This window comes from Duganella sp. CF458 (assembly GCF_900113115.1).
In the GTDB taxonomy this organism is placed as follows: Bacteria; Pseudomonadota; Gammaproteobacteria; order Burkholderiales; family Burkholderiaceae_D; genus Rugamonas.
The window spans coordinates 1-19,876 of sequence record NZ_FOOF01000033.1; the positions used below are offsets into that span (position 1 = coordinate 1).

The 19,876-nt window shown below is 63.7% G+C and carries 16 protein-coding genes; 5 read left to right on the plus strand and 11 right to left on the minus strand.

Translation table 11 applies throughout. From position 1 onward, the window contains the following. Nucleotides 1–204 precede the first annotated feature (204 nt). Nucleotides 205–1,413 carry a sensor histidine kinase gene (locus BM269_RS28575; protein WP_090445921.1) on the plus strand — a complete coding sequence of 403 codons (1,209 nt, stop codon included), beginning with the start codon at nucleotides 205–207 and terminating at the stop codon, nucleotides 1,411–1,413. On the opposite strand, the gene BM269_RS28580 is transcribed toward BM269_RS28575, so the two are convergent. From BM269_RS28580 to BM269_RS28620, 9 genes are all read right to left on the minus strand, one after another. Beyond that, nucleotides 1,376–2,641 carry an EAL domain-containing protein gene (locus tag BM269_RS28580; protein WP_170860512.1) on the minus strand — a complete coding sequence of 422 codons (1,266 nt, stop codon included), beginning with the start codon at nucleotides 2,639–2,641 and terminating at the stop codon, nucleotides 1,376–1,378. The two genes, BM269_RS28575 and BM269_RS28580, sit on opposite strands and share 38 nt — an antisense overlap. Continuing rightward, on the minus strand, nucleotides 2,628–3,737 hold the full coding sequence (locus tag BM269_RS28585; RefSeq protein ID WP_090445927.1) for a protein-glutamate methylesterase/protein-glutamine glutaminase: 1,110 nt from the start codon (nucleotides 3,735–3,737) through the stop codon (nucleotides 2,628–2,630). Before BM269_RS28585 ends, BM269_RS28580 begins: the two co-directional genes overlap by 14 nt. Continuing rightward, nucleotides 3,734–4,243, minus strand: coding sequence for a chemotaxis protein CheD (locus BM269_RS28590; protein WP_229204837.1), 510 nt, complete (start codon nucleotides 4,241–4,243; stop codon nucleotides 3,734–3,736). Before BM269_RS28590 ends, BM269_RS28585 begins: the two co-directional genes overlap by 4 nt. Before the next feature lies 1 nt (nucleotide 4,244). Then, nucleotides 4,245–5,057: a CheR family methyltransferase gene (locus BM269_RS28595; protein WP_090445933.1), complete on the minus strand. Its 813-nt coding sequence runs from the start codon at nucleotides 5,055–5,057 to the stop codon at nucleotides 4,245–4,247. Next, on the minus strand, nucleotides 5,057–5,527 hold the full coding sequence (locus tag BM269_RS28600) for a chemotaxis protein CheW (protein ID WP_090445936.1): 471 nt from the start codon (nucleotides 5,525–5,527) through the stop codon (nucleotides 5,057–5,059). Before BM269_RS28600 ends, BM269_RS28595 begins: the two co-directional genes overlap by 1 nt. Before the next feature lie 9 nt (nucleotides 5,528–5,536). Further along, on the minus strand, nucleotides 5,537–7,156 hold the full coding sequence (locus BM269_RS28605; protein ID WP_090445939.1) for a methyl-accepting chemotaxis protein: 1,620 nt from the start codon (nucleotides 7,154–7,156) through the stop codon (nucleotides 5,537–5,539). A 10-nt stretch (nucleotides 7,157–7,166) separates the two neighbouring features. Next, on the minus strand, nucleotides 7,167–9,221 hold the full coding sequence (locus BM269_RS28610; protein ID WP_090445942.1) for a chemotaxis protein CheA: 2,055 nt from the start codon (nucleotides 9,219–9,221) through the stop codon (nucleotides 7,167–7,169). Between the two features lie 13 nt (nucleotides 9,222–9,234). Next, a complete protein-coding gene (locus BM269_RS28615) occupies nucleotides 9,235–9,510 on the minus strand; it encodes an STAS domain-containing protein (RefSeq protein ID WP_090445945.1) in 276 nt (91 codons plus the stop codon). 63 nt (nucleotides 9,511–9,573) lie between these two features. Then, nucleotides 9,574–11,931 (minus strand): penicillin acylase family protein, encoded by a 2,358-nt coding sequence (locus tag BM269_RS28620; RefSeq protein ID WP_090445948.1) that lies wholly within the window; start codon nucleotides 11,929–11,931, stop codon nucleotides 9,574–9,576. A 169-nt stretch (nucleotides 11,932–12,100) separates the two neighbouring features. On the opposite strand from BM269_RS28620, the gene BM269_RS28625 reads away from it, so the two are divergent. After that, nucleotides 12,101–13,621 (plus strand): M20/M25/M40 family metallo-hydrolase, encoded by a 1,521-nt coding sequence (locus tag BM269_RS28625; RefSeq protein WP_090445950.1) that lies wholly within the window; start codon nucleotides 12,101–12,103, stop codon nucleotides 13,619–13,621. Here the strand turns inward: BM269_RS28625 and BM269_RS28630 are convergent, their stop codons facing one another. Both BM269_RS28630 and BM269_RS28635 read right to left on the minus strand, forming a co-directional pair. Next, nucleotides 13,622–15,034 carry an SH3 domain-containing protein gene (locus BM269_RS28630; protein ID WP_211482760.1) on the minus strand — a complete coding sequence of 471 codons (1,413 nt, stop codon included), beginning with the start codon at nucleotides 15,032–15,034 and terminating at the stop codon, nucleotides 13,622–13,624. A gap of 2 nt (nucleotides 15,035–15,036) precedes the next feature. Next, nucleotides 15,037–16,248 (minus strand): SPFH domain-containing protein, encoded by a 1,212-nt coding sequence (locus tag BM269_RS28635; protein ID WP_090445953.1) that lies wholly within the window; start codon nucleotides 16,246–16,248, stop codon nucleotides 15,037–15,039. Between the two features lie 158 nt (nucleotides 16,249–16,406). Between BM269_RS28635 and BM269_RS28640 the strand changes: the two genes are divergently transcribed. The 3 genes from BM269_RS28640 to BM269_RS28650 all read left to right on the plus strand — a co-directional run bounded on the left by BM269_RS28640 (nucleotide 16,407) and on the right by BM269_RS28650 (nucleotide 19,738). Next, a complete protein-coding gene (locus BM269_RS28640; RefSeq protein WP_090445965.1) occupies nucleotides 16,407–17,090 on the plus strand; it encodes a response regulator transcription factor in 684 nt (227 codons plus the stop codon). After that, complete coding sequence (locus tag BM269_RS28645; protein ID WP_090445956.1) at nucleotides 17,087–19,117, plus strand: sensor histidine kinase; 2,031 nt, start codon at nucleotides 17,087–17,089, stop codon at nucleotides 19,115–19,117. Before BM269_RS28640 ends, BM269_RS28645 begins: the two co-directional genes overlap by 4 nt. Nucleotides 19,118–19,234: 117 nt before the next feature. Beyond that, complete coding sequence (locus BM269_RS28650; RefSeq protein ID WP_090445959.1) at nucleotides 19,235–19,738, plus strand: porin family protein; 504 nt, start codon at nucleotides 19,235–19,237, stop codon at nucleotides 19,736–19,738. The last annotated feature ends 138 nt before the right edge of the window (nucleotides 19,739–19,876 follow it).

Sequence of the window (19,876 nt, forward strand, 5' to 3'; positions counted from 1 at the left end):
TTAAAGATCGCTGCCTTGTTCATTCGACGAAGCGTTGTGTTCGTCAGCAGCAGAGAAGCGAGATTATGCGGTACAGCGTGCAACTCGTCAACCCCATCTTTTTCTCGTTTCGCTTCGCTGATTTGTCAGCGCTGCGTTGCGAGGGACAGAACTATAGCAAGCCAGACTCACTCTGACAAGGGCCACACGTGAAAAAGGTTTGAGATGCCAGCTAAACAAGTTCAAGCGCGCCCGCCAACAGTCTTGGTCGTCGACGATTCGCCGACCTTGCTGCTGGCCCTGCTCGATCACCTGAGCCACCACGGCTTCCTGGTAATACTGGCCCACGAAGCGCGCGAAGGGATGATGCGCGCTGCGCTGGCCGAACCGGACCTGATCCTTCTGGATATAGTCATGCCCGGCCTCGATGGCTTCGAGGCTTGCCGGCGCCTGAAGGCCGATGGCGATACGCGCGACGTGCCGGTCATCTTCATGACGGGCCTGAGCGACGCCAAGCAAATTGTCAGCGGCTTTGCCGTGGGTGGCGTCGACTACATCACCAAACCATTCCAGGTCGAGGAAGTCCTGGCCCGCATTAATACCCACATCGCCTTGCGCCGGGCGAACAATGAACTGAAACAGGCGTACCAGTCGTTGGCACGTGCCCAGGAAGACCTGGTGCACCACGAAAAGCTGGCGGCACTCGGCTCGCTGGTGGCCGGCATTGCGCATGAACTGAATACGCCGATCGGCAACAGCCTGATGGTGGCCAGCACCTTCGAAGCGCAAACCGGCGAAATACGGGAACACTTCACCAGGGGCGAGAACATGAGGCGCTCGGAGCTGGTCGGCTACATCGAAAACGCCGGCACAACGACCGAGATCCTGATGCGTAACCTGCAGCGGGCTGCCGACCTGGTCACCAACTTCAAGCAGGTAGCGGTTGACCAGACCAGCACCCAGCGCCGCACCTTCCTGTTGTCGGAGGTCGTATCGGGCAATGTATTGACGCTGCTGCCCTCGATCAGGCGTACGCCGTTCGACGTGGTGCAGTCGGTGCCGGATGAACTGATGATGGACAGCTATCCCGGCCCGCTCGGCCAGGTCATCGCCAACCTGGTCAACAACGCGATCATGCACGCCTTCGACGGCCGCAGCGAAGGCAAGGTGGAGCTGGTGGCTGAATATGAGAAGCCCGACTGGATTGCACTGCATGTGCGTGATAACGGCAATGGCATCAGCGCCGGCAACCAGGAGCGCATCTTCGATCCCTTCTTTACTACCAAGATGGGGGTGGGCGGCTCAGGCCTCGGCCTGCATATCGTGCATAGCATCGTGTCCGATATCCTGGGCGGCCGGATTACCGTGCGCAGCGAGGAAGGCTGCGGTACCTGCTTTACCCTGTCCCTGCCGCTGGAGGCGCCACGTCACTGAGGCGATGTCCCGCGCAGTCACGCAGGCGCTGCCGGCTGTCCTTGTACCATTCGACAAATTCGCGCCCCTCCATCGGTGCCGCAACCAATGGCCCCTGGCCCAGGCTGCAACCCATTTCCCGCATCAGCGCCCAATCTTCGACGTTTTCGATGCCGTCGGCGCAAGCGGGCACGCCCAGTTTGCCGGCCATGGCAAGCAGGCCTTCAAGCAGAGGCCTGCGATGGCTGCGCTGCGCCGCCTCGTGCACAAACAGGGGATCGATCGAAATCTCCGCCAGCGGGAAGCAGGCAAAATCCCGCGTCTTTGCTTCGTAGCGCCCGCAGTGGACCGCGCCGACGCCGTAGCCGCGTAAGCTAAGTCGGCCAATATTGTGCAGTAGTGCCGGTTCGCAGGCGGCCACCACCGCCTCGCTGACTTCCCAGCACACGCTGCCCGGCTTGACGTCTTGCGCCTGGATGCCCGCCACCAACCTGCCCAGCTCCCCCAGGTCTACCAGCAGCTCGGCCGGCAGCGGGAGCGACAGCTTGATCGCCGACAGTCCCATTTCCTGCCAGCCGTGCAAGTCCGCCGCGGCCTGCGTTGCAAGCGCCAGCAAGAGTGCGCCGATGGTTTCGCTATCGCCCGCCAGCGACGGCAGCAGGCTGTCGATGTCCATCGGGTCGCGGCCAGGACGGCGCCAGACGCCTTGTACCGCGATCCCTACCATCCGGCCGCTATCAAGCGCGACGCGCGGCGCATATAGAGGAATGAACTCCCGGGCCGCCAGTCCAGCTTCAATCTCAGTGATATTGGGGATTTCGGGTGCAACGTCTTGTTCCAGCTCGGCCAGCGCCAGCATCGATGCGTCGTGCAGCAATCCTTGCAGTGTTTCAAGCCGCACCGGCTTGGGCATCGTGGAAAGAAGGCGCATGGCACTACCAGGCGGCAAGCTGCCGGCCGCTTCCTGCAGGCGCGGTTGGTTGGCCGATGCCGCAATAAGATTGGCGGCCCAGCGCCGCTTGGCCAATTGCTGGATCAGCTCCACGCCATCCATGCCCGGCATATCGAGGTCGGTCAGCACCAGGTCCACCGGAGCGGCGCGCAGTTCCAGCGTGCGCAGCGCGTTGATGCCGTCACTCGCAATCAGGACGGTGCCGAAGCCGATCTGGCGCAGCAATCCGGCAACGTGCTCGCGTTGCACCGTGCTATCTTCGACGATCAAGGCCGTGCTTGCGCTAAAGTCCTTCATTCGCCCTCCGTTCCATACCGCCATATTGCAGGATTTCGCGGCTGATTGCATCCAGGGCCACGCTACGCTCCGCGGCGCCCCGTTTGACGGCTTCGCGCGGCATGCCGTATACGACGCAACTCTGTTCATCCTGCGCCAGCGTGCGGGCTCCGGCCTGGCGCATTTCCAGCAAGCCGATCGCGCCGTCGTCGCCCATGCCGGTCATGATAATGCCAAGTGCACTGGCGCCGGCACATTTTGCGACGGAGCGGAACAGGACATCGACCGAGGGGCGGTGCCGGTTGACCAGCGGGCCATCGACCACTTCGACGAAATATTGGGATGGGCCGCGCCGCAGCAGCATGTGGCGGCCGCCGGGGGCAATCAGTGCCTGCCCAGGGCGCACCGGGTCGTTATTGCGCGCCTCCTTCACGCTGATCTGGCACAAGCCGTTCAGGCGTTCGGCAAAAGCGGCGGTGAACTGCTCCGGCATGTGCTGCACGATGACGATGCCCGGCGAAGCGGGCGTCAACTCGGCCAGTACGCGTTCCAGCGCCTGCGTGCCGCCGGTCGACGTGCCCAGTGCCACCACGCGTCCATTCCCGCGCGTTGGCAGCACTCCCTCTCCCATCGGGGGCAGGATGGCATCCGCGTTCAGCTTGGCCGATGGCACCATCGGCGGCGCCGGCGGGCGGCTGCCGCCCAGTGGCTGCAGCCTGGCCTGGGCCGCGCTGCGCACGGCGGCCACCAACTCGTCGCAACCATCATGCAGCGACTGGCGCAGGTCCAGCTTGGGCTTGCCCACCACGGCTACGGCACCGGCGGCCAATGCCTCCATCGAAGTGCGGGTGCTCTTTTCCGTCAGAGAGGAACAGATCACTACGGGGGTGGGCCGCTCGGCCATGATCTTGCGCAGGAAGGTGATGCCATCCATGCGCGGCATCTCGACGTCGAGCACCACCACGTCCGGCCACTGCAGGCGCATGCGCTCCCCGGCAAGGATCGGGTCGGCCACGGCATAGGTGACCTGCATGTCCGGTTCGCGCCCGAGCAGGCCGCTCAGTACTTGCCGCACCACGGCAGAATCGTCCACCACCATGACCTTGATCTGCTTCATGCTCCTCCCTTTTCCACCAGTTCCCCCTGGCGCACCCAGACGTCGCCGCTAGCCACGTCGAACAGGATATGCCGGTGGCCGGTGCCGAACAGGCTTTCCGACACCACGGGTATACCGTACTCCGCCAACAGCTTTTCCGCCGCTACACCGTTGCGATGGCCGATTCCCGGTTGCCGCCCTGCCTCGATCGATGGGAACATGGTACCGCCGCCAAACACCTTGGCCTCGCATTCGCGCAAGGACACCCCGCGTTCGCGAAGCTGCGCCACCATCAATTCCATCGCATCCTTGCCATAGCGGCCGCTCAGTTCCGCGGCCGGCTCGGCATCCGGCCCGGGTTCGCGCTCCGACAGCAGGAAGTGCGACATGGCGCCGATGCGCAGGCGGCGGTGCCACAGCGTGATCGATACACAGGACCCCAGCACGGTACGGATGCGGTAGCGCGCATCGCCGACGAAATACTCACCGGGCAGCAGGTAGACTTCGAAAGCGGCGCCGGTTTCCACGTCATTCCTTGCGATAGATTGCCGGCGCGACGTTGTGAACCGGCAGTTCCATGTCGTGCAGGCTTTCCGAGTGGCCGACATACAGGTGGCCATTCGGCCGCAGGCATTCGAGCACCCGCTGCGCCACCCGGCGCTTGGTTTCCACGTCAAAGTAGATCAGCACATTGCGCAGGAAGATCACGTCGAATTTGTCCAGCGACGGCAGGCGTGCGGCATTCAGGTTGATCTGGGCGAACTCCACGCACTCGCGCAGCACCCGCGACACCAGCAGCGTGCCGTCTTCGACCTCGATGCCCTTCAGGCAGAAACGGCGCAGGTATTCCTGCGGTACGTGGGCGGCGCGCATCATCGGGTAATGGCCATGGCGCGCTGTCTCAAGCACGCGCGCGCTGACGTCGGAGGCCAGCACTTCCCAGCCGCGCGGCGGCAACAGGTCGGCCAGCACCATGGCGATCGAGTACGGCTCCTCCCCAGTGGAGCAGGCCGCGCTCCAGACGCGGAATGGCGCGCTACCCTGCTTGCGCTCTTTCAGCACGGTGCGCAAATGCTCGAAATGACGGGCTTCGCGAAAAAAATAGGTTTCGTTGGTGGTCAGCAGGTCGATGGCGATCTGGGTTTCCTCGGGTGCAGTCCCACTGCTGATCAACTGGAAATAAGCGCCGTAGCTATCGAACTGCAGGTGGTGCAGGCGTTTGGCGAGCCGCCCGGACACCAGCGGCTTTTTTGCGTCCGACAGAGAAATCCCGGCCGCTTCGTGAATGAAGCGCTGGAATTGCACGAACTCGCGGTCTGTCAGGGGAACAACCGGCTGCATCAATTCATCTCTCCCGCCATTGCGGCAATTTCCGGCACGTTCAGGACGGGTCCCGGGTTGACCAGGATGACGAATTTTCCATTGACCTTGCCGATGCCGGTGATGAAATCATTGCGCAGTCCGGTTCCAAAACCGGGCGGCGGTTCGATCTGTGCGGCATCGATGTCGAGCACCGCATGCACTGCGTCGACCAGCAGGCCAAACACTTGCTGCTCCGGCGCCGTCCCGCTTTCGACGATGACGATGCAACTGCGCCGCCCGATCGTTCCAGGCGCGCGCCCGAAACGCGCTGCCAGGTCCAGCACCGGCACCACGGCGCCGCGCAGGTTGATCACGCCGCGCACGCATGGCGGCATCATCGGTACATCGGTCACGCCACCGTACTCGATGATCTCGCGCACGGCAAGTACGCCCAGTCCGAACGTTTCCTCGCCCAGGCGGAAACTCAGGTACTGATGCTCTGCCTCCATGTCCCGGCCTCAAAATCGTGTGAAGTTGCTTTCATCCAGCGGCGGCACCCGCTCCAGGCGGCGCTGCGAGGCACGCCGGCTGACAGGGGGCTTCGCCGCATCATTGGGGCGCGGCGCTTCGTCCTGCGCGACACGGAAAAAACGTATCAGCTGCTGTAATTCCTCCGCCTGGCTGCTCATTTCTTCGGCAGTGGACGCCAACTCCTCGGCACCTGCCGCATTCTGCTGCGTGGTCTGGTTCAACTGCCCCATGGCCATATTGATCTGGCTTACCCCGGAGGCCTGTTCCGTCGAAGCAGCGGCAATTTCCTGCACCAGGCGCGAGGTCTCCTGGATCGCAGGCACCATGGCGTCGAGCAAACTGCCCGCCCGTTCCGCCACCTGCACGCTGCCGCAGGCCAGGTCGCCGATTTCCTGTGCTGCCACCTGGCTGCGCTCGGCCAGCTTGCGTACTTCCGCCGCCACCACGGCGAAGCCCCGTCCGTGCTCGCCGGCGCGCGCCGCTTCGATGGCGGCATTCAGCGCCAGCAAATTGGTCTGGTAGGCGATATCGTCGATGATGACGATGCGCTTGGCGATGTCGCGCATGGCACTCACCGTGCTTCGCACAGCATCGCCGCTTTCCCCCGCCTCGCCAGCCGCCTTGGAGGCGGTGCTGTCGGTCATGCGCGCATTGTCGGTGTTCTGGCCGATGGAAGCACTCATCTCTTCCACCGAGGCGCTGGTTTCCTCGACGCTGGCCGCTTGCTGGCTGGCCGCCTGCGACAGCGACTGCGCCGTGGCGCTGACCTCCTCCGAGGCCGCCGCCAGCGCCAGCGCACCGTTGCTTACCTCCGATGCGACACCTGACAGCTTGTCCACCATCTGCTTCATTGACGCCAACAGGCTGCGCTGATCCCCTTTTCTCAGCTTGATTTGCACTGCCAGGTTACCGTGCGCCACCTCCTGCACGATGTGAGCGGCGTAATCCGGCTCGCCGCCAAGCTGGCGCAACAGGCCACGTATCATCCACGCCGACAGGACGATGCCCGCCAGCAGGCCGCCGCCCAGCAGCGTGGCATTGGTGCGCATGGTGGCCGCGGTTTGCGCCATGGCCGACTCGTATTCCTCGCGCGCCACCCGTTCCTGCAATTCGATCACCTTGCCCATGGCCGCCAGCACGGAGCGGAACTGCACATCGGCGGCCCGCGCATCTTCCAGGGCTTCTTTTGGCTTGCCGGCGCGTGCCTTCTGGATAATGGCGCTGCGCACATCCTGCCAGGCATTCCACGCCGCCGTGTACTGCGCGGCCAATTGCTGTTCTTCCTGCGTCAGGGAAGTGGCCATATACGCGTTCCAGTTCTTGCGGATCAATTCCTGGTGCGAGGCGTCGCCTTGCTGGGCCGCCTCCACCTCGGCCAGGCTGGCGGCGGCAGCTGTCATCACCATGCGGTGACGGGTGCGCAGCATGTATTCATTGACCTTGCCAAGGTAAATCAGCGCCACTGTGCGGTCTTCGTAGGTTGCTTTCAGGCGCGCGTTGCTGAATTCCATGCCGCGCATGCCGGCATAGCCTATGCCGGCCATCATCACTACCAGCAGGCCGACCAGCAGGCCAAGGCGCATCCCAACCGTCAGTTTCCGCCGCATCGTCTCACTCCTATGCTGCCAGGTTTCCACCTTGTCTGGCCTGTAGCTGCTTGAGCAGGGAAGGTATGTCCAGGATCAGTGCCACATCGCCGCTGCCCAGCACCGTCGACCCGCTCAGGCAGGATATGCCGCTGAACACGGGATTGAGCGGCTTGATCACCGCCTGGCATTGTCCCTGCAGGCTATCGACCACCAGGCCGGCCCGCTGCCCCGCATGCCGGACCACCAGTACGCTTTCGCGGCGCGGCGTTGCACCTTGCAGGCGGAATAGCTCGCGCAAGGCCACTATCGGCAGCACTTCGCCGCGCAAGTCGACAAAGCCCCGCTGCCCTTCACGCGCATATGCCACGCATTCTTCTATGGTGCCGAGCGGAATGGCAAAGGATGAGCTGCCAACGGTGACCAGCATGCAGTCGATGATGGCCAGCGTTAGCGGCAGGCGCACCCGCACCGTGGTACCGCGGCCCGCTTCGCTGTCGATGGTGATGCTGCCGCGCAGCGCCTCGATACTGCGCTTGACCACATCCATGCCGACGCCGCGGCCGGACAGGCTGGTCACAGCGCCGGCCGTGGAAAAACCCGGCTCGAAGATCAGCGCGAATACTTCGCTGTCGCTTGGCTTGTGCTCCGGGTCGAGCAGACCGCGCGCGATGGCACTGGCAACGATGCGTTCGCGCTGCAGGCCGCCGCCATCGTCCCCTACTTCGATCACGATGCTGCCCGAGTCGTGGAAGGCATTCAGTGAAACGGTGCCTTGCAGGGGTTTGCCGCGCCGGCGCCGCAGCTCCGGTGCTTCGATGCCGTGGTCGATGGCATTGCGTACCAGGTGGGTCAAAGGGTCGCCGATGCGTTCCACCAGAGTCTTGTCCAGTTCCACCTCCTCACCATTCAGCACCAGGCGGATGTCCTTGCCGATTTCACGCGCTACATCGTGCACCACCCGCTGGAAGCGGTTGAAGGTGGCCCCGATCTTCACCATGCGCAGTTGCAGGGCGCTGTCACGCACTTGTTCCACCAGGTCCGACAGGGCCGACGTGCTGTCCTGCAGGCCGGCATCCTTGAAGCGTCCGCCGATCATCCGGGTGCGCGCGCTGGCGATGATCAACTCACCTACCAGCGTAATCAATTGGCCGAGGCGCTCGGCATCGACGCGGATAGTGCGGCTTTCGTGCTGGCGGGCGTTGGTCGCGCCGCCGGCAGGCTCCAGGGCCGGGGCCGGGGCAGCACCCTCGGGCGGCGGCGTTGCGGCTGCCAGCGTTCCAAGCGCGCTGGCCCGCAGCACTTCCGCGATTGCCGCGCCGTGCAACGGCACTGCTTCCGCCAGGCGCTGGAAGTCTTCATTGCCGCTGCCGGGCGGCAGCAGCCGGATAGTGCATTCGTCGTGCAGGAACTCGAACACCTTGCTGATGTCTTCGGCGTTGGCCACGGTCTCCAGCACGATTTCGAACCCGAGATAGCAGCTTTGCGGATCCATCTGCTCCGGCGGCGGCAAGCCGGCGTCCACCGTGGCCAAGGCCACGATGCGGCCAAGGCGGCTGAGATAGGCGATAAAGGATGCCGGGTCCATGCCCTGCCGGAAGACGTCGCGGCCAAAATCCAGCGATACCAGCCAACAGCCGCTTGGCCGGGCGTCTGCGCCAAATACCGGGAGCGCGTCCGGCATCAGCGCCAGGCCCGGTGCAGGGGCGAGATAGGCATGCAGCGCATCCAGTTGCGGGCGGCAGCGTTCACCCAGGTCGCCACGGCCGCCACGCTCGACATCGCGCACCATCGCACCAATCTGGTCGGCGCATGCCAGCAGCAACGCCACCAAGCCGTCATCGAGCGGCTGCGTACCGTTGCGCACTTCGTCCAGCACGCTTTCCACTGCATGGGTGAACAGCACAATATAGTCCAGTCCAAACAGGCCGGCCGTGCCCTTGATGGTGTGCGCGGCGCGGAAAATCGCGTTGACGGCTTCCGCGCGCGCCGCAGCCTCACCCAGCTGCAACAAACCAGCCTCCATCTCAGCCAGCAATTCCCCCGCCTCGGTGACAAACGCCTGCAAGCCGTCATCCAGGTCCATGGGGCATGCCTTCCTATTCGATGCGCAGCAGCTCGAACAACGAGGCGACGGCCGGGCTGTGCGCCACCAGCCGTACCTCCTTCCGGTGCACTTGTGCAGCGCGGCGCGCCAGCAGAAGCAGCTGGGCGCCGGCCGTGTCGATCTCGGTGACGCCCGCCAGGTCCACCTCCAGCGCCTGTGACTGGGCAAGACGTGCCAGGAGCACGTCTTTCAATTCCTGCACGCGCCGGATCGTGAGGTCGCCTTCGATGAAAAGCAGCGCCGGCGGCTGGATGCGCTGTGAGCTCATGCGCCAATCGTATGCCCATGCCCGGTGACTGGCAAGTCCGGTGTGTGCAGTTGCACTACGTCACTATTCCCGCAATTGCTTGACCCGGCGCGAAGGATCGGCGGCGATGGCGGCTGCGGTGAACGGCAGCAATGGCAGGCGCTTTTCCGCGTACAGCGGCAACTGGTCGGCATAGTGCGCCGAGCGCGGGTCGGTGGACTGGCCATAGACCAGCAGGCCGCGCGCCTGTGGCCCGTTTTCGTCAAAGCTGACCAGGTGGACATAGCTGGTGCCCCAGGTAACGCGCTCGTAGCCCGATGCCCCCAGCACGCCGGCCATATGGATGGAGTTGTAACTGCCGTCGATATCGCCGATGGCGCCGTGGATGGGGAAGCGTTGCCCGTTGCGCGGCTCCACCTGAAACTCGGCCAGGCGCCCGTCGAAGGGCACGCCAAGCTGTTGCAGGCGCAACGCGGCATCCTTCAGCGCCGCCAGCATGCCGGGAATTGCTGCCGGCGCCACGCCGCGCGGAGAATGCAAAGGGTCGGCCGCATCGAACGCCAGCGACCAGATGCCGGGCAGCTTGGCGGCGCTATTCCAGAATTCGCGGAACAGCACCGCACCGCGGCTATCCAGCTCCGACTTGCGGTCCCACTCCGCCAGCACAGAGCATGCCTTCAGCAGCAAGGCGTCGGAACCGGCCATGCAGGCCGGGAGCAGTTCCGGCAGTACCAGTTCTGCGGCCAGCACCCGGTTGGCGAACATCAGCGCCTGCAGGTCCTGTGGCCCCACCTGGCCGCGCTGCGCCAGCATGTCTTCGATCCCGATAAAGCCGCTGCGTGTGCGCAGGTGCTGCGCCACGCCCACCGGGCCGTACAAGGGCGAATATCCAAGCGGCGTTGGCCCGACCAGCAGTTGCCGCGCATTGGTGATCCAATAACCATCGTTGGAATTTGCCACGTAGTCCGAGCGCAGCATGGTGGGTGCGTTGGCGCCGCCGAAAATGCCATCGGGCGTGCCATCGTCATCGCGCCCCCAGGCGCAAGATGAGCGCGAGCCATCGAACATCAGCAACGTCGCCAGCAACAGGCAGTCGCCGCCGAATTTGTCGGCCCCCTGGTGTGGGACGACGCTGGCATCGGCATATAATGCGCCGCCGTTGCGGTCGGCTGCCACCGTGTTCACCCAAGGCAGGCCGACCAGGCGCTCGAGCTGCTTCTTCAACTCTTGCACGCTGCCTGCGCGCCCGATCGCAAGCCACTGCTCCATCAAGCGCGTATTGTTGCGATTCGGGTCGCCCAGCACCAGCAAGCCGCCCTGCCCTTGTGGGCTGCCCGGAATAGCCATCACCGCCCCCAGCTTGCTGAAGTAGAAGGCTTTGCTCTTTTTCAGCAAGCTGCCGTCCGGCTGCAGCACTTCGATTGCCGCGGTACGGGTTTCCAGCCATATCGGCGCGCCGTCGACCATGTAGCGCATGGGATCGGAGCCGTCGCGCGTCAGGCGGAACGTCGTGAAGTGCACGGCCTTGGTCACGGTATGGGTCCAGGCCAGGTCCTTGTTGAAGCCGATGACCACCAGCGGCAGGCCGCCCAGGCTGACGCCCATTGCATCGTAACTGCCCGGCACCGTGACGTGCAGTTGATAGAAGCGGTCGGTACTGGTCCAGGGATAGTGCGGATTCCCGAGCAGGATGCCGCGGCCATTGCTGCTGGCTTCCTTGCCGATTGCCAGTGCGTTGCTGGCCATGGCACCCTGGGTGGGCATGATGAAAGGCTCGCTGGACGGCGGAGCATCCACCGGGCCGGCCTGCAGCGCCAGGGTGAGGTTGCCACTCACGTCGCGCGCGGCGGCCACGATCTCGGCGGCGAACACCTCGCCGGTGGCGTGCAGTGCCTTCTCCGCGATCAGGAGCATCACATCGTCGAAGCTGATCGGCTTGACCCAGGCCGCGTTCCTGCAGGCCTCGGGCAGGCGCCCGCCATGTTCTCGCAGGTAGCGGTTGTAGCCGGCGGCATAGCCGCGCAGCAGTTGCCGGATTTCGCTGGAGCCGGCGGCATAACCGGCCCGCAGCTTCTCGATATCCAGGTAGCCTTTGAAAAAGAAGTCACTGTCTTCATTGCGCAAGTCCATGAAGTCGAGGGCGGCGCCATATTCGCCGTTGAGGGGCTTGGTGGCACGGGCGTCCGGGCCAAAGTAGCGCGAACGTTCGCCGCGTACCGTCAGGAAGCTGTCGGCCAGCATGCAAACGTTGTCTTCAGCGAACGCGTAGGCCAGGCCATAGCCGACACCGGCGAAATCCTTGGCCTGGACATGCGCCACGCCGTAGCTGGTACGGGTGACTTCGGCGGCAAATTGCGGTGATGGCGTGCCGCCGCTACCGCCCTTTCCACTGCAGGCAGTCAGGAATATGGCCGCACATGCGGCCAGCAGTTGCGCTTTCATGGTCTACCTCCCCGGAAGAAAAGTGCACGCTTCCATGATGGACGCGGCATTTCTGCGACAGTTGAGGCAAATCAAATCGGTACATAATCGTGCGAAACCAATAATCTGCTAAGATTTTTGACAAATGCACCCGCCCCGGGTGCATTTTTTTTTGCGCAAAGGAGCAGTCATGAAGAGATTCACCCCAGTCGTACTGGCCGCAGGACTCTTTGCAGCCAGCGCAGCAAATGCAGCCCCCACCTGGATCACCCTGGGCGACGCCGCCTACGCAAAGTTGCAAGCCGCGGCACCGCAGGCCGTTGCGAAGCAGAGCAAGCAAGGCCTGGGCAAGGAGAAAGTCCACTTGGTGCAGGTCGACGAAGAAACCATGCTGAAACTGTCGGCCGCCATCCACAAGGAATTGAAGCGCTGTGGCGGTTTCATTGCGCATGCCAGCGAAGAGGAAGGCCGGCAAGCGCTGGCCAAGGCCGGCACCGTGCAGCCGCTGGCACTGGCCGTGAGCCGTCCAAGCTACACGATCGACAACCAGTCGACCGTCAATGGCATCTTGCCGACCTTGCAGGCGTCCAATATCGCGCAGACCATTACCGACATGTCGAACTTCGCGAACCGCTACTACCGCACCACCAACGGCGCCAATGCTGCCAACTGGCTGGCACAGAAGTGGACCGCCATGGCGGCCGGGCGCAGCGACATCAGCGTCACGCAGTTCACGCACTCGGGCTACAACCAGAAGTCCGTCATCATGACCATCAACGGGACCGACAATGGTTCCGAAGTCGTAGTCATGGGCGGCCACCTCGATTCGATCAACATGAGCGGCAATGGCGAGACGTCGCGTTCGCCGGGTGCCGATGACGACGCGTCCGGCGTTGCCAGCCTGACCGAAGCGGCACGGGCGATGATCGCGTCCGGCTACAAGCCGCGCCGCACCATCAAGATCATGGGCTATGCGGCGGAAGAGGCCGGCCTGCTCGGCTCGAAGGATATCGCGGCCAACTTCAAGGCCAACAACGTCAATGTAGTCGGGGTGCTGCAGCTGGACATGACCAACTATCGCGGCTCCAGCAAGGACGTCTGGATCTATACCGACTATACGGACAGCCAGCAGAACACTTTCATGGCTTCCCTGCTGTCGGCCTATATGCCCGCCGCGACCGTGGGTTACAGTTCTTGCGGCTACGGATGCTCGGACCACGCGTCCTGGCAGAACCAGGGCTTCCCCGCATCGTTCCCGTTCGAGGCGCAGATGGGCCAGGACAACCCCTACATCCATACCGCCAACGATACGCTGGCCAATTCCGACGCCCAGGCCAATCACGCCCTGAAGTTTGCGCAACTGGCCGCCGCCTACGCGGTCGAACTGGGCAGCGATGGCCCTGGCGTGGGCGTGCCGGACCGGGTGGAAACCTTCACCGGCACCCTGACCCGGAGCCAGAAGAAGACCTTCGGCCCATTCAAGGCCGGCGTCGGCACCTTCAAGGCTGAAACCACCGGCACCGGCGACATCGACCTTTACGTGCGCAAAGGCTCCGTGCCGACCACCAGCAGCTATAGCTGCAAGTCGGACGGCTCCAGCGCGACCGAGAGCTGCAGCACCAGCGTCACGGCCAACGGCGATGTCTACGTCATGCTCAACGGCTACACCGCAGGGAACTACAACCTGAAGGTGACCTACAAACCGCAGTAATCAGCGCAAGCTGACCGTCTGCCTTTTCCAGGCCGGATCCTGCCACTTGTAGAAGGTGGACAGCGATTCCGGCCTGTCTGCGCCGCGTTCAGTCGCCAGCGTGGCCATGTCGAGCAACTCGAAGCTGCGGCAAAACCTGCCTTCGGCGCGCACCTCCCTCGCCGCCAGCATCTTGGCGGTGCCGGGCACCCAGCCCGCGAATTCCGCGTAGCCGATGTCCGGATCGCTGGAGGCAGGCGGCAACACGTCCACCACCCAGCTTTCGCCCTGGCGTCGGAACAGCCACATTTCACGCCAGCCATCCAGCGGCTGCACGGCAAGTGCCAATGCCGTGCCCTGCGGATGCGCGCGGGCCGATGCCGTCCACGCTACGCCCCAGGTGCAACGGCTCGCGAGCTGCTTGCCTGCGCCTTGCAGGCTGACGCAGGTTTCGCCCGGCCGGCCGGGGGCCGCGGTGACGGCAAGCTGCGGCGCCGCCTTGCCTGGAGCGGGCACCGGCTCCAGCGCCCAACGAACCGCGCCAACGCGCACGCCCGCTTCCGCATAGGCGGCATTGTCCTCGTCGGCCAGCCAGGACTTGTCGACAGCCGCCAAGGCCTGTTCCGCGCGGCCGGCTGCCTGCGATGCATCCTCGCCCTTGCGCGCACGTTGGAAGGCGACGCTCGACCAGACCGCCGCACGCCGCATATGGATGCGGTTTTTCATATGCTCCGGCAGGCGCGCCAGGTCCACCTTGTCGAGCAATTCGGCACGCCAGCGGTCATGCTCGGCGCGCTGTGCGACACCCAGCGCCGGATCGATGCAGGCACCGTTGCTCAACGCCAGCGCGGCCCGGTAGCGTTGTTCGGCGCTTGCCGCCACGGCCAGCACACGGCGGAAAGCATCGCCGTCGTAGCACACCCGAACCTTGCCGTCATTCTCGAAGCTGCGCATCGCCACGCCGTAGCTGGCCACCACCTCCAGGTGGGCGGCCAGCGCCGTCTCGGCTTGCGGCGCCAGCTTGGAGGAAGCGCGCGCCGCCAGCCGTTCGGCCATGCTGCCGATCGCATCGAACGGTTCGGCATCGATCGCTTGCGGCGCAGCTGCCTTCAGGTAAGCGGCCCCATAGCCGATGACCAGCGCCTCGGCGCCCGGCGTATCGCGCAGGAAGCGCATCACCGCCAGCAACTCCGGTGCTGCCGCGGGCTGCAAATCGACCTGCCGCACGCGGGCCGCGCGCACATAGCCGGCACGCTCGCGGCGATGGTCGTACACCTGCAGGAAATCGCCGCGGGTGCCGCGCACCTCAAGCGTATCGCCCTGCCAAAGCACGGCCTGGGCCTGGGCCGATTCGCGCGGCGCCGCACGCAGCGCGAGCTGATCCTGGGCGACGATGGCCAGGGCCACAGTGGCGGCAAGCATCGACACGGCCATGACTATTCTCCCGCGTTGGCGGCAATGCGCTCGGCGTGCGCAGTCTTCGGCGCACCGACCAAGGTCGACCCGATGAAGCCACCATCAGCCGGCGGCGGCGCGATGATGACCGACACCTTGTCCGACAGCTTGTCGGCCATGGTCTTCTGTATCAGCAACGGATGCTTGCTCAGCAACTCACCGTCGCGCTCCATCTGGGCGCTGGCGATCTTGCCTACCAGTTCCTGGCGATAGGCTTCAGCGTCCGCCAGCTTGCGGCGCGAGTCGGCCTCGCCGGCAGCTTCGATGATGCGGGCCTGCGCATTGCCTTCCGAGGTCTTGATGCGGGCGGTCTTTTCCGCTTCCGCTTCCAGTTCGCGCTGCTTCACCTGTTTTTCCTTGAACGGCAGCACATGGCGCATGGCTTCCTCCTGCGCCTTGGCCGCAATCACCTGCTCCGAAGCGGCAGCTTCCGCAGCCTTTTCGCGCGCCACCTTTTCAGCTTCCGCCTCCAGCGCGGTCTGGCGTACCTGCTTTTCTTTCAACTCCAGCGTGTAGCGCATCTTTTCGGATGCCAGTTCTTCGGCCAATAGCTGTTCCATGCCAGCCTTGAAATCTTCCGGCAGCACCACTTTGCCGATGGTGACGCTGCGCAGCACGAGACCGTCCGCAGCCATTTTCGGTTTCAGCTCTGCCTCGATCGCCTGCTGGATTTCGGCGCGCTTGGAAGAGAAGATCTCGCGCACGGTGTAGCGCGTCAGGATCTTGTAGATCACGCCCTCCACATCCGGCGCCACCACGTCGCGGGAGATGTCGGCCGGCAGCTTGGGAGCGACCTGGGCCAGGCGGGCCTGGTCCAGCCCATAGCGCACCGAAATGTCCAGGCCCAGCGACAGTCCTTCCCCGGACTGGAACGGCGTCTCGCCCGCCGCTGCTGGACGATAGGTCTGGTCGCGCAACGACAGGACGCGCAATTCATGGATACCAGGCAGGTCCAGCGCCAGGCCTTCATGCACAATCGACGTATCGCCGGTCAGGTGATTGGTACGCACTGCCACTTCGCCGCGGCCAACCGCACGCATTGGAGGGAGCTGGTACAAGCCGTAAGCGGCGGCGCCGGTCACGGCGAGCAGCACGGCGCCTTTGCGGGCGCCGGAAGGGAAATGCATGCTGCTGGCAGCACGGCTGAGCGTCGAGCGTATCGCCTGCAGCATCGTACTGATCCGGTTGTTCATGATGATTGCCTTTCTGTTTGGTTGGCCCGGCACGGCGCCGGTGCAGCAATCTTCCCGCCACCGGCCGCGAACGTTCAATGCTGCCGCCAGCCCACTCCCTTCCGTCCTGTGAAGAAAAATTCACGCCGGCCGCCGGGCTTTTGGGTAATACTTCCCGCATGACACGCGTAGCCATCATCGAAGACGATCTCCCTATCAGCAACCAGCTCGCCGGCTGGATTGCAGCGGCCCGCCCTGGCATCCAGGTCGACCAATGGTTCAACCGAGACGATGCCGAGGCGGCCATTGCCCGCGAACGTTATGACCTGGTCGTGCTGGACATTGAACTGGGGCGCGAACGGCATGCCGGCGTCGCCATCATCAATGCCATCAACAAGCGCCACGCGACGCCGGTGCTGGTGGTCTCTGCCATGCCGGCTGCCATCTACCGCTCGATCATGAAGGCGCTTGATGCCTGGGATTACCTGCAAAAGACCACCTTCGAGGAAGCGGATTTCATCGACACCTTCCTGGAAATCCTGCGCGCGGCCAAGGACAGCAAGCCTGCCGCCCCGGCCAGCGAACTGGCCATGGATCCGCTGCGCCAGCGCACACCCACCTGGCGCGGCCAGCGCATCAACCTGCCGCTGACGGCCCAGCGCATCCTGGCAGCGCTGTTCGAGCGGCGCGGACAGGTGGTGTCTTATGAAGACTTGTTCGAAGTGGTGAAGAGCGGTCGCAACCGCGACAATATCCGCAAGCACGTCAGCACCATCCGCGATGCCTTCCGCGAAATCGATCCGGGCTTCGAATGCATCGAGAACATTCCGATGCGAGGGTTTCGCTGGACCGACCAGGCATGAATCCATTTTCCCTGCTGACGCCATACCGCCTGCGCATCGTATTGCGCATGGCGTTTCCCCTGCTGGCCGTGGCGACCTTGGGCTTGGCGGTCTCCGTACTGCAGCAGGAAAAGCAGCTCAGCTACCAGGCTTACGAGAATTCCTTCTACAAGACGCGCGAACAGATCGCCGCGACGCTGCGCCATCCAACGGGACAGCTCGCATTGCTGAATCCCGCTGCGGGCCGGACCCCGGGATTGCATCCAGTGCTGCTGCCTTACGCGGCGCTGGATTTCGACGACCAGGCCAAAGTCCAGCAAGCCATCTCCATGGCCGGCTGTGCCGCACAATATGGCGACAAAGGCACGCTATGCGTCGGTATCGGCAACAATCCCTGGGCCGGGGGCTTTGTTTACGTCGCCGGGACCTTCCATGCCCCGCCGCTTGCAGCGCACCCGCTGCGCGAGGAATCGATCAATCAGGCCCACCGCGTCGACGTGAAGGTGAGCTTGCGCGGCCAGGAATACCATTGGATTGCGCCGTTTGAACAAACCGGCGACCCGGCCGCTGGCGGCATACGCGGACGGCTGACCGGCTACACTGCGGCCGATGCGGGCAAGCCGCACGCCCGCCCCGTCAAGGATTTTCGCGGCTGGATCTGGCAAAGTCCGGTTTGCGCGCCGGATGCCGCTCCCGATTGTGCGCACAGCACCTTCTTCTCGGTGCGGCTGCCAGTCGGCGTGCTGCAGGATGCCCTGTTCGCCAAGACCAAGCCGACCTGGCCGCCGCAAGACCTGGCGGACATCGGCGTCAGCGTGGCGGTACTGCCGCCGGGTGATGGCTCAGCCCTACTGGATACCACGCGCGACCAGGCCACACCGCTGTTTTCCCTGCGCGATCTGGAATCCCTGCTGCTGCCAGGCGAAACCCTGCGCATCCGCAACGATCAAGGCAAGGAACTGCTGTCGCTATCGGCAGCCAGCAGCAACAGCGACCAAAGCTGGCACGCACTGCTTACTCTGGTGCGTCACCTGCCGGTCGACACCACAGTCAAAGCACTGCAAACGCGCACCAGCGTGCCGACACCTCTGGGCAACTTCGACATCGAGTTGAGCGGGGATGCCCGCAGCGTCAGCGACACGCTGAGCGTGGTGGCCACCCGTGTATCGTGGTTCGTCGGCGCTATCCTCGGTGCGCTGCTGTTAGCCTGGCTGGTGGTGGAAGCGGGCATCATCCGCCCGATCAGCATCCTGACGAAGCGCGCCGACAAGGTCGCCCGCTCGGTCAAGACTGCAGGCGCGCTCGATGAATTCGACCTGTCGGACCTGCGCGGCCGCGACGAACTTGGCGTGCTGGCCAACTGCCTGCACGACCTGCTGCGACGTGTGCGTGAAGATGTCGAGAAGGAGGCGATCCGCGCCGAACAGGAACGCGATATGTGGCACGCTGTCGGCCACGAGATCATGTCGCCGCTGCAGTCGCTGATGGCGCTGCACGGCGGCGAGCATGATCCCAGCGGACGCTATATCCACCGCATGCAGCAAGCGGTGCGCGTACTGTACGGGCAAGCTTCGCCCAGCGAGGCCTTCCAATCCACCACGCTGCAGCTCGAAACGTTGGACCTCGACGCCTTCTTGCGCGATGTCGCGGCCAACGCGCCCTGCGTCGGCATCGACGACGTCAGCTATCAAGGCGGCACGCCTGCCATGGTTCGCGCCGATCCCTATTCTCTGGAAGACGTGGTGACCCATATACTGAACAACGCCAACCGCCATCGCGCAGCGGGCACGCCGATCATTTTGTCCCTCACGTCGGACGAGCGCACAGCCAGCCTCACGATCCACAATCAAGGCGAATCGATCGCGCCGGAGCTGATCGACAAGGTGTTCGAGTACGGTGTGTCCGGCCAGGAGGAAGGCGCCAACCGCGGCCAGGGCCTGTTCGTCGTGAAAACTTATATGGCGAAAATGGGTGGCACTGTCTCAGTGCGCAACGTGGATGGCGGCGTGGAGTTCGGATTGACTTTGCATGCCGCCGGCGTGCGTTGAATATCCAGCCTTCCGAAATGAAAGCAAGATTGCAATAAAAACAATTTCCGAATAGTATCCGCAGTCGTCGTTACAAAACATATAACGCCGATTGTCGATCTATCTTAAGGAAATTTCATGCGCTTCATAGCAATCGGCCTGTTTGCACTGGCCATGCCTGCCTTCGCCCAGACCGGCGTGTATGCCGACCTGACTGCCGGCCGCACGTCCGTATCGTCCAAATATGTGGATGACAGTAATGATGTCAGCTTCGGTGCTGCCATCGGCTACCAACTCAACCCAAACCTGGGCATGGAAATCTATACCCGTAGCCTGAGCATGAATCCGTTTCGCGGCCTGCTGACCGAGGCGGGCTACTATCCGGATCGCCATTATGGCGTCGCAGTCCTGGGCACCGCACCGATGGGTAATCAGTTCAGCGCCTACGGACGTCTTGGCATAGGGCGGACGACGATGAAATCCAATCGCACCAGCATGGCCGACAAGCATGAAACCGATCCAGCGATTGGCATCGGCGTGCGCTATGACTTCAACAAGACTGTGTCGGCTGAGTTGGAAGCAACGCGCCTGACAAAGAGCGACGCAACGCTGATTACCGCTGGTGTGCGATTCCAGTTCTGATGTGTAGAAAAGCAAAAAGCCCGCTGGCAGATGCCTAGCGGGCTTTTCTAATAAGAGCCTGACGATAACCTACTTTCACACTGGTTGCAGCACTATCATCGGCGCAAAGTCGTTTCACGGTCCTGTTCGGGATGGGAA

Excerpts from the sequence above, each read along its gene's own strand:
- BM269_RS28575 (WP_090445921.1), top strand. The coding sequence starts at position 205 with ATGCCAGCTAAACAAGTTCAAGCGCGCCCGCCAACAGTCTTGGTCGTC.
- BM269_RS28580 (WP_170860512.1), bottom strand. The coding sequence starts at position 2,641 with ATGAAGGACTTTAGCGCAAGCACGGCCTTGATCGTCGAAGATAGCACG.
- BM269_RS28585 (WP_090445927.1), bottom strand. The coding sequence starts at position 3,737 with ATGAAGCAGATCAAGGTCATGGTGGTGGACGATTCTGCCGTGGTGCGG.
- BM269_RS28595 (WP_090445933.1), bottom strand. The coding sequence starts at position 5,057 with ATGCAGCCGGTTGTTCCCCTGACAGACCGCGAGTTCGTGCAATTCCAG.
- BM269_RS28600 (WP_090445936.1), bottom strand. The coding sequence starts at position 5,527 with ATGGAGGCAGAGCATCAGTACCTGAGTTTCCGCCTGGGCGAGGAAACG.
- BM269_RS28605 (WP_090445939.1), bottom strand. The coding sequence starts at position 7,156 with ATGCGGCGGAAACTGACGGTTGGGATGCGCCTTGGCCTGCTGGTCGGC.
- BM269_RS28610 (WP_090445942.1), bottom strand. The coding sequence starts at position 9,221 with ATGGACCTGGATGACGGCTTGCAGGCGTTTGTCACCGAGGCGGGGGAA.
- BM269_RS28615 (WP_090445945.1), bottom strand. The coding sequence starts at position 9,510 with ATGAGCTCACAGCGCATCCAGCCGCCGGCGCTGCTTTTCATCGAAGGC.
- BM269_RS28620 (WP_090445948.1), bottom strand. The coding sequence starts at position 11,931 with ATGAAAGCGCAACTGCTGGCCGCATGTGCGGCCATATTCCTGACTGCC.
- BM269_RS28625 (WP_090445950.1), top strand. The coding sequence starts at position 12,101 with ATGAAGAGATTCACCCCAGTCGTACTGGCCGCAGGACTCTTTGCAGCC.
- BM269_RS28630 (WP_211482760.1), bottom strand. The coding sequence starts at position 15,034 with ATGGCCGTGTCGATGCTTGCCGCCACTGTGGCCCTGGCCATCGTCGCC.
- BM269_RS28635 (WP_090445953.1), bottom strand. The coding sequence starts at position 16,248 with ATGAACAACCGGATCAGTACGATGCTGCAGGCGATACGCTCGACGCTC.
- BM269_RS28640 (WP_090445965.1), top strand. The coding sequence starts at position 16,407 with ATGACACGCGTAGCCATCATCGAAGACGATCTCCCTATCAGCAACCAG.
- BM269_RS28645 (WP_090445956.1), top strand. The coding sequence starts at position 17,087 with ATGAATCCATTTTCCCTGCTGACGCCATACCGCCTGCGCATCGTATTG.
- BM269_RS28650 (WP_090445959.1), top strand. The coding sequence starts at position 19,235 with ATGCGCTTCATAGCAATCGGCCTGTTTGCACTGGCCATGCCTGCCTTC.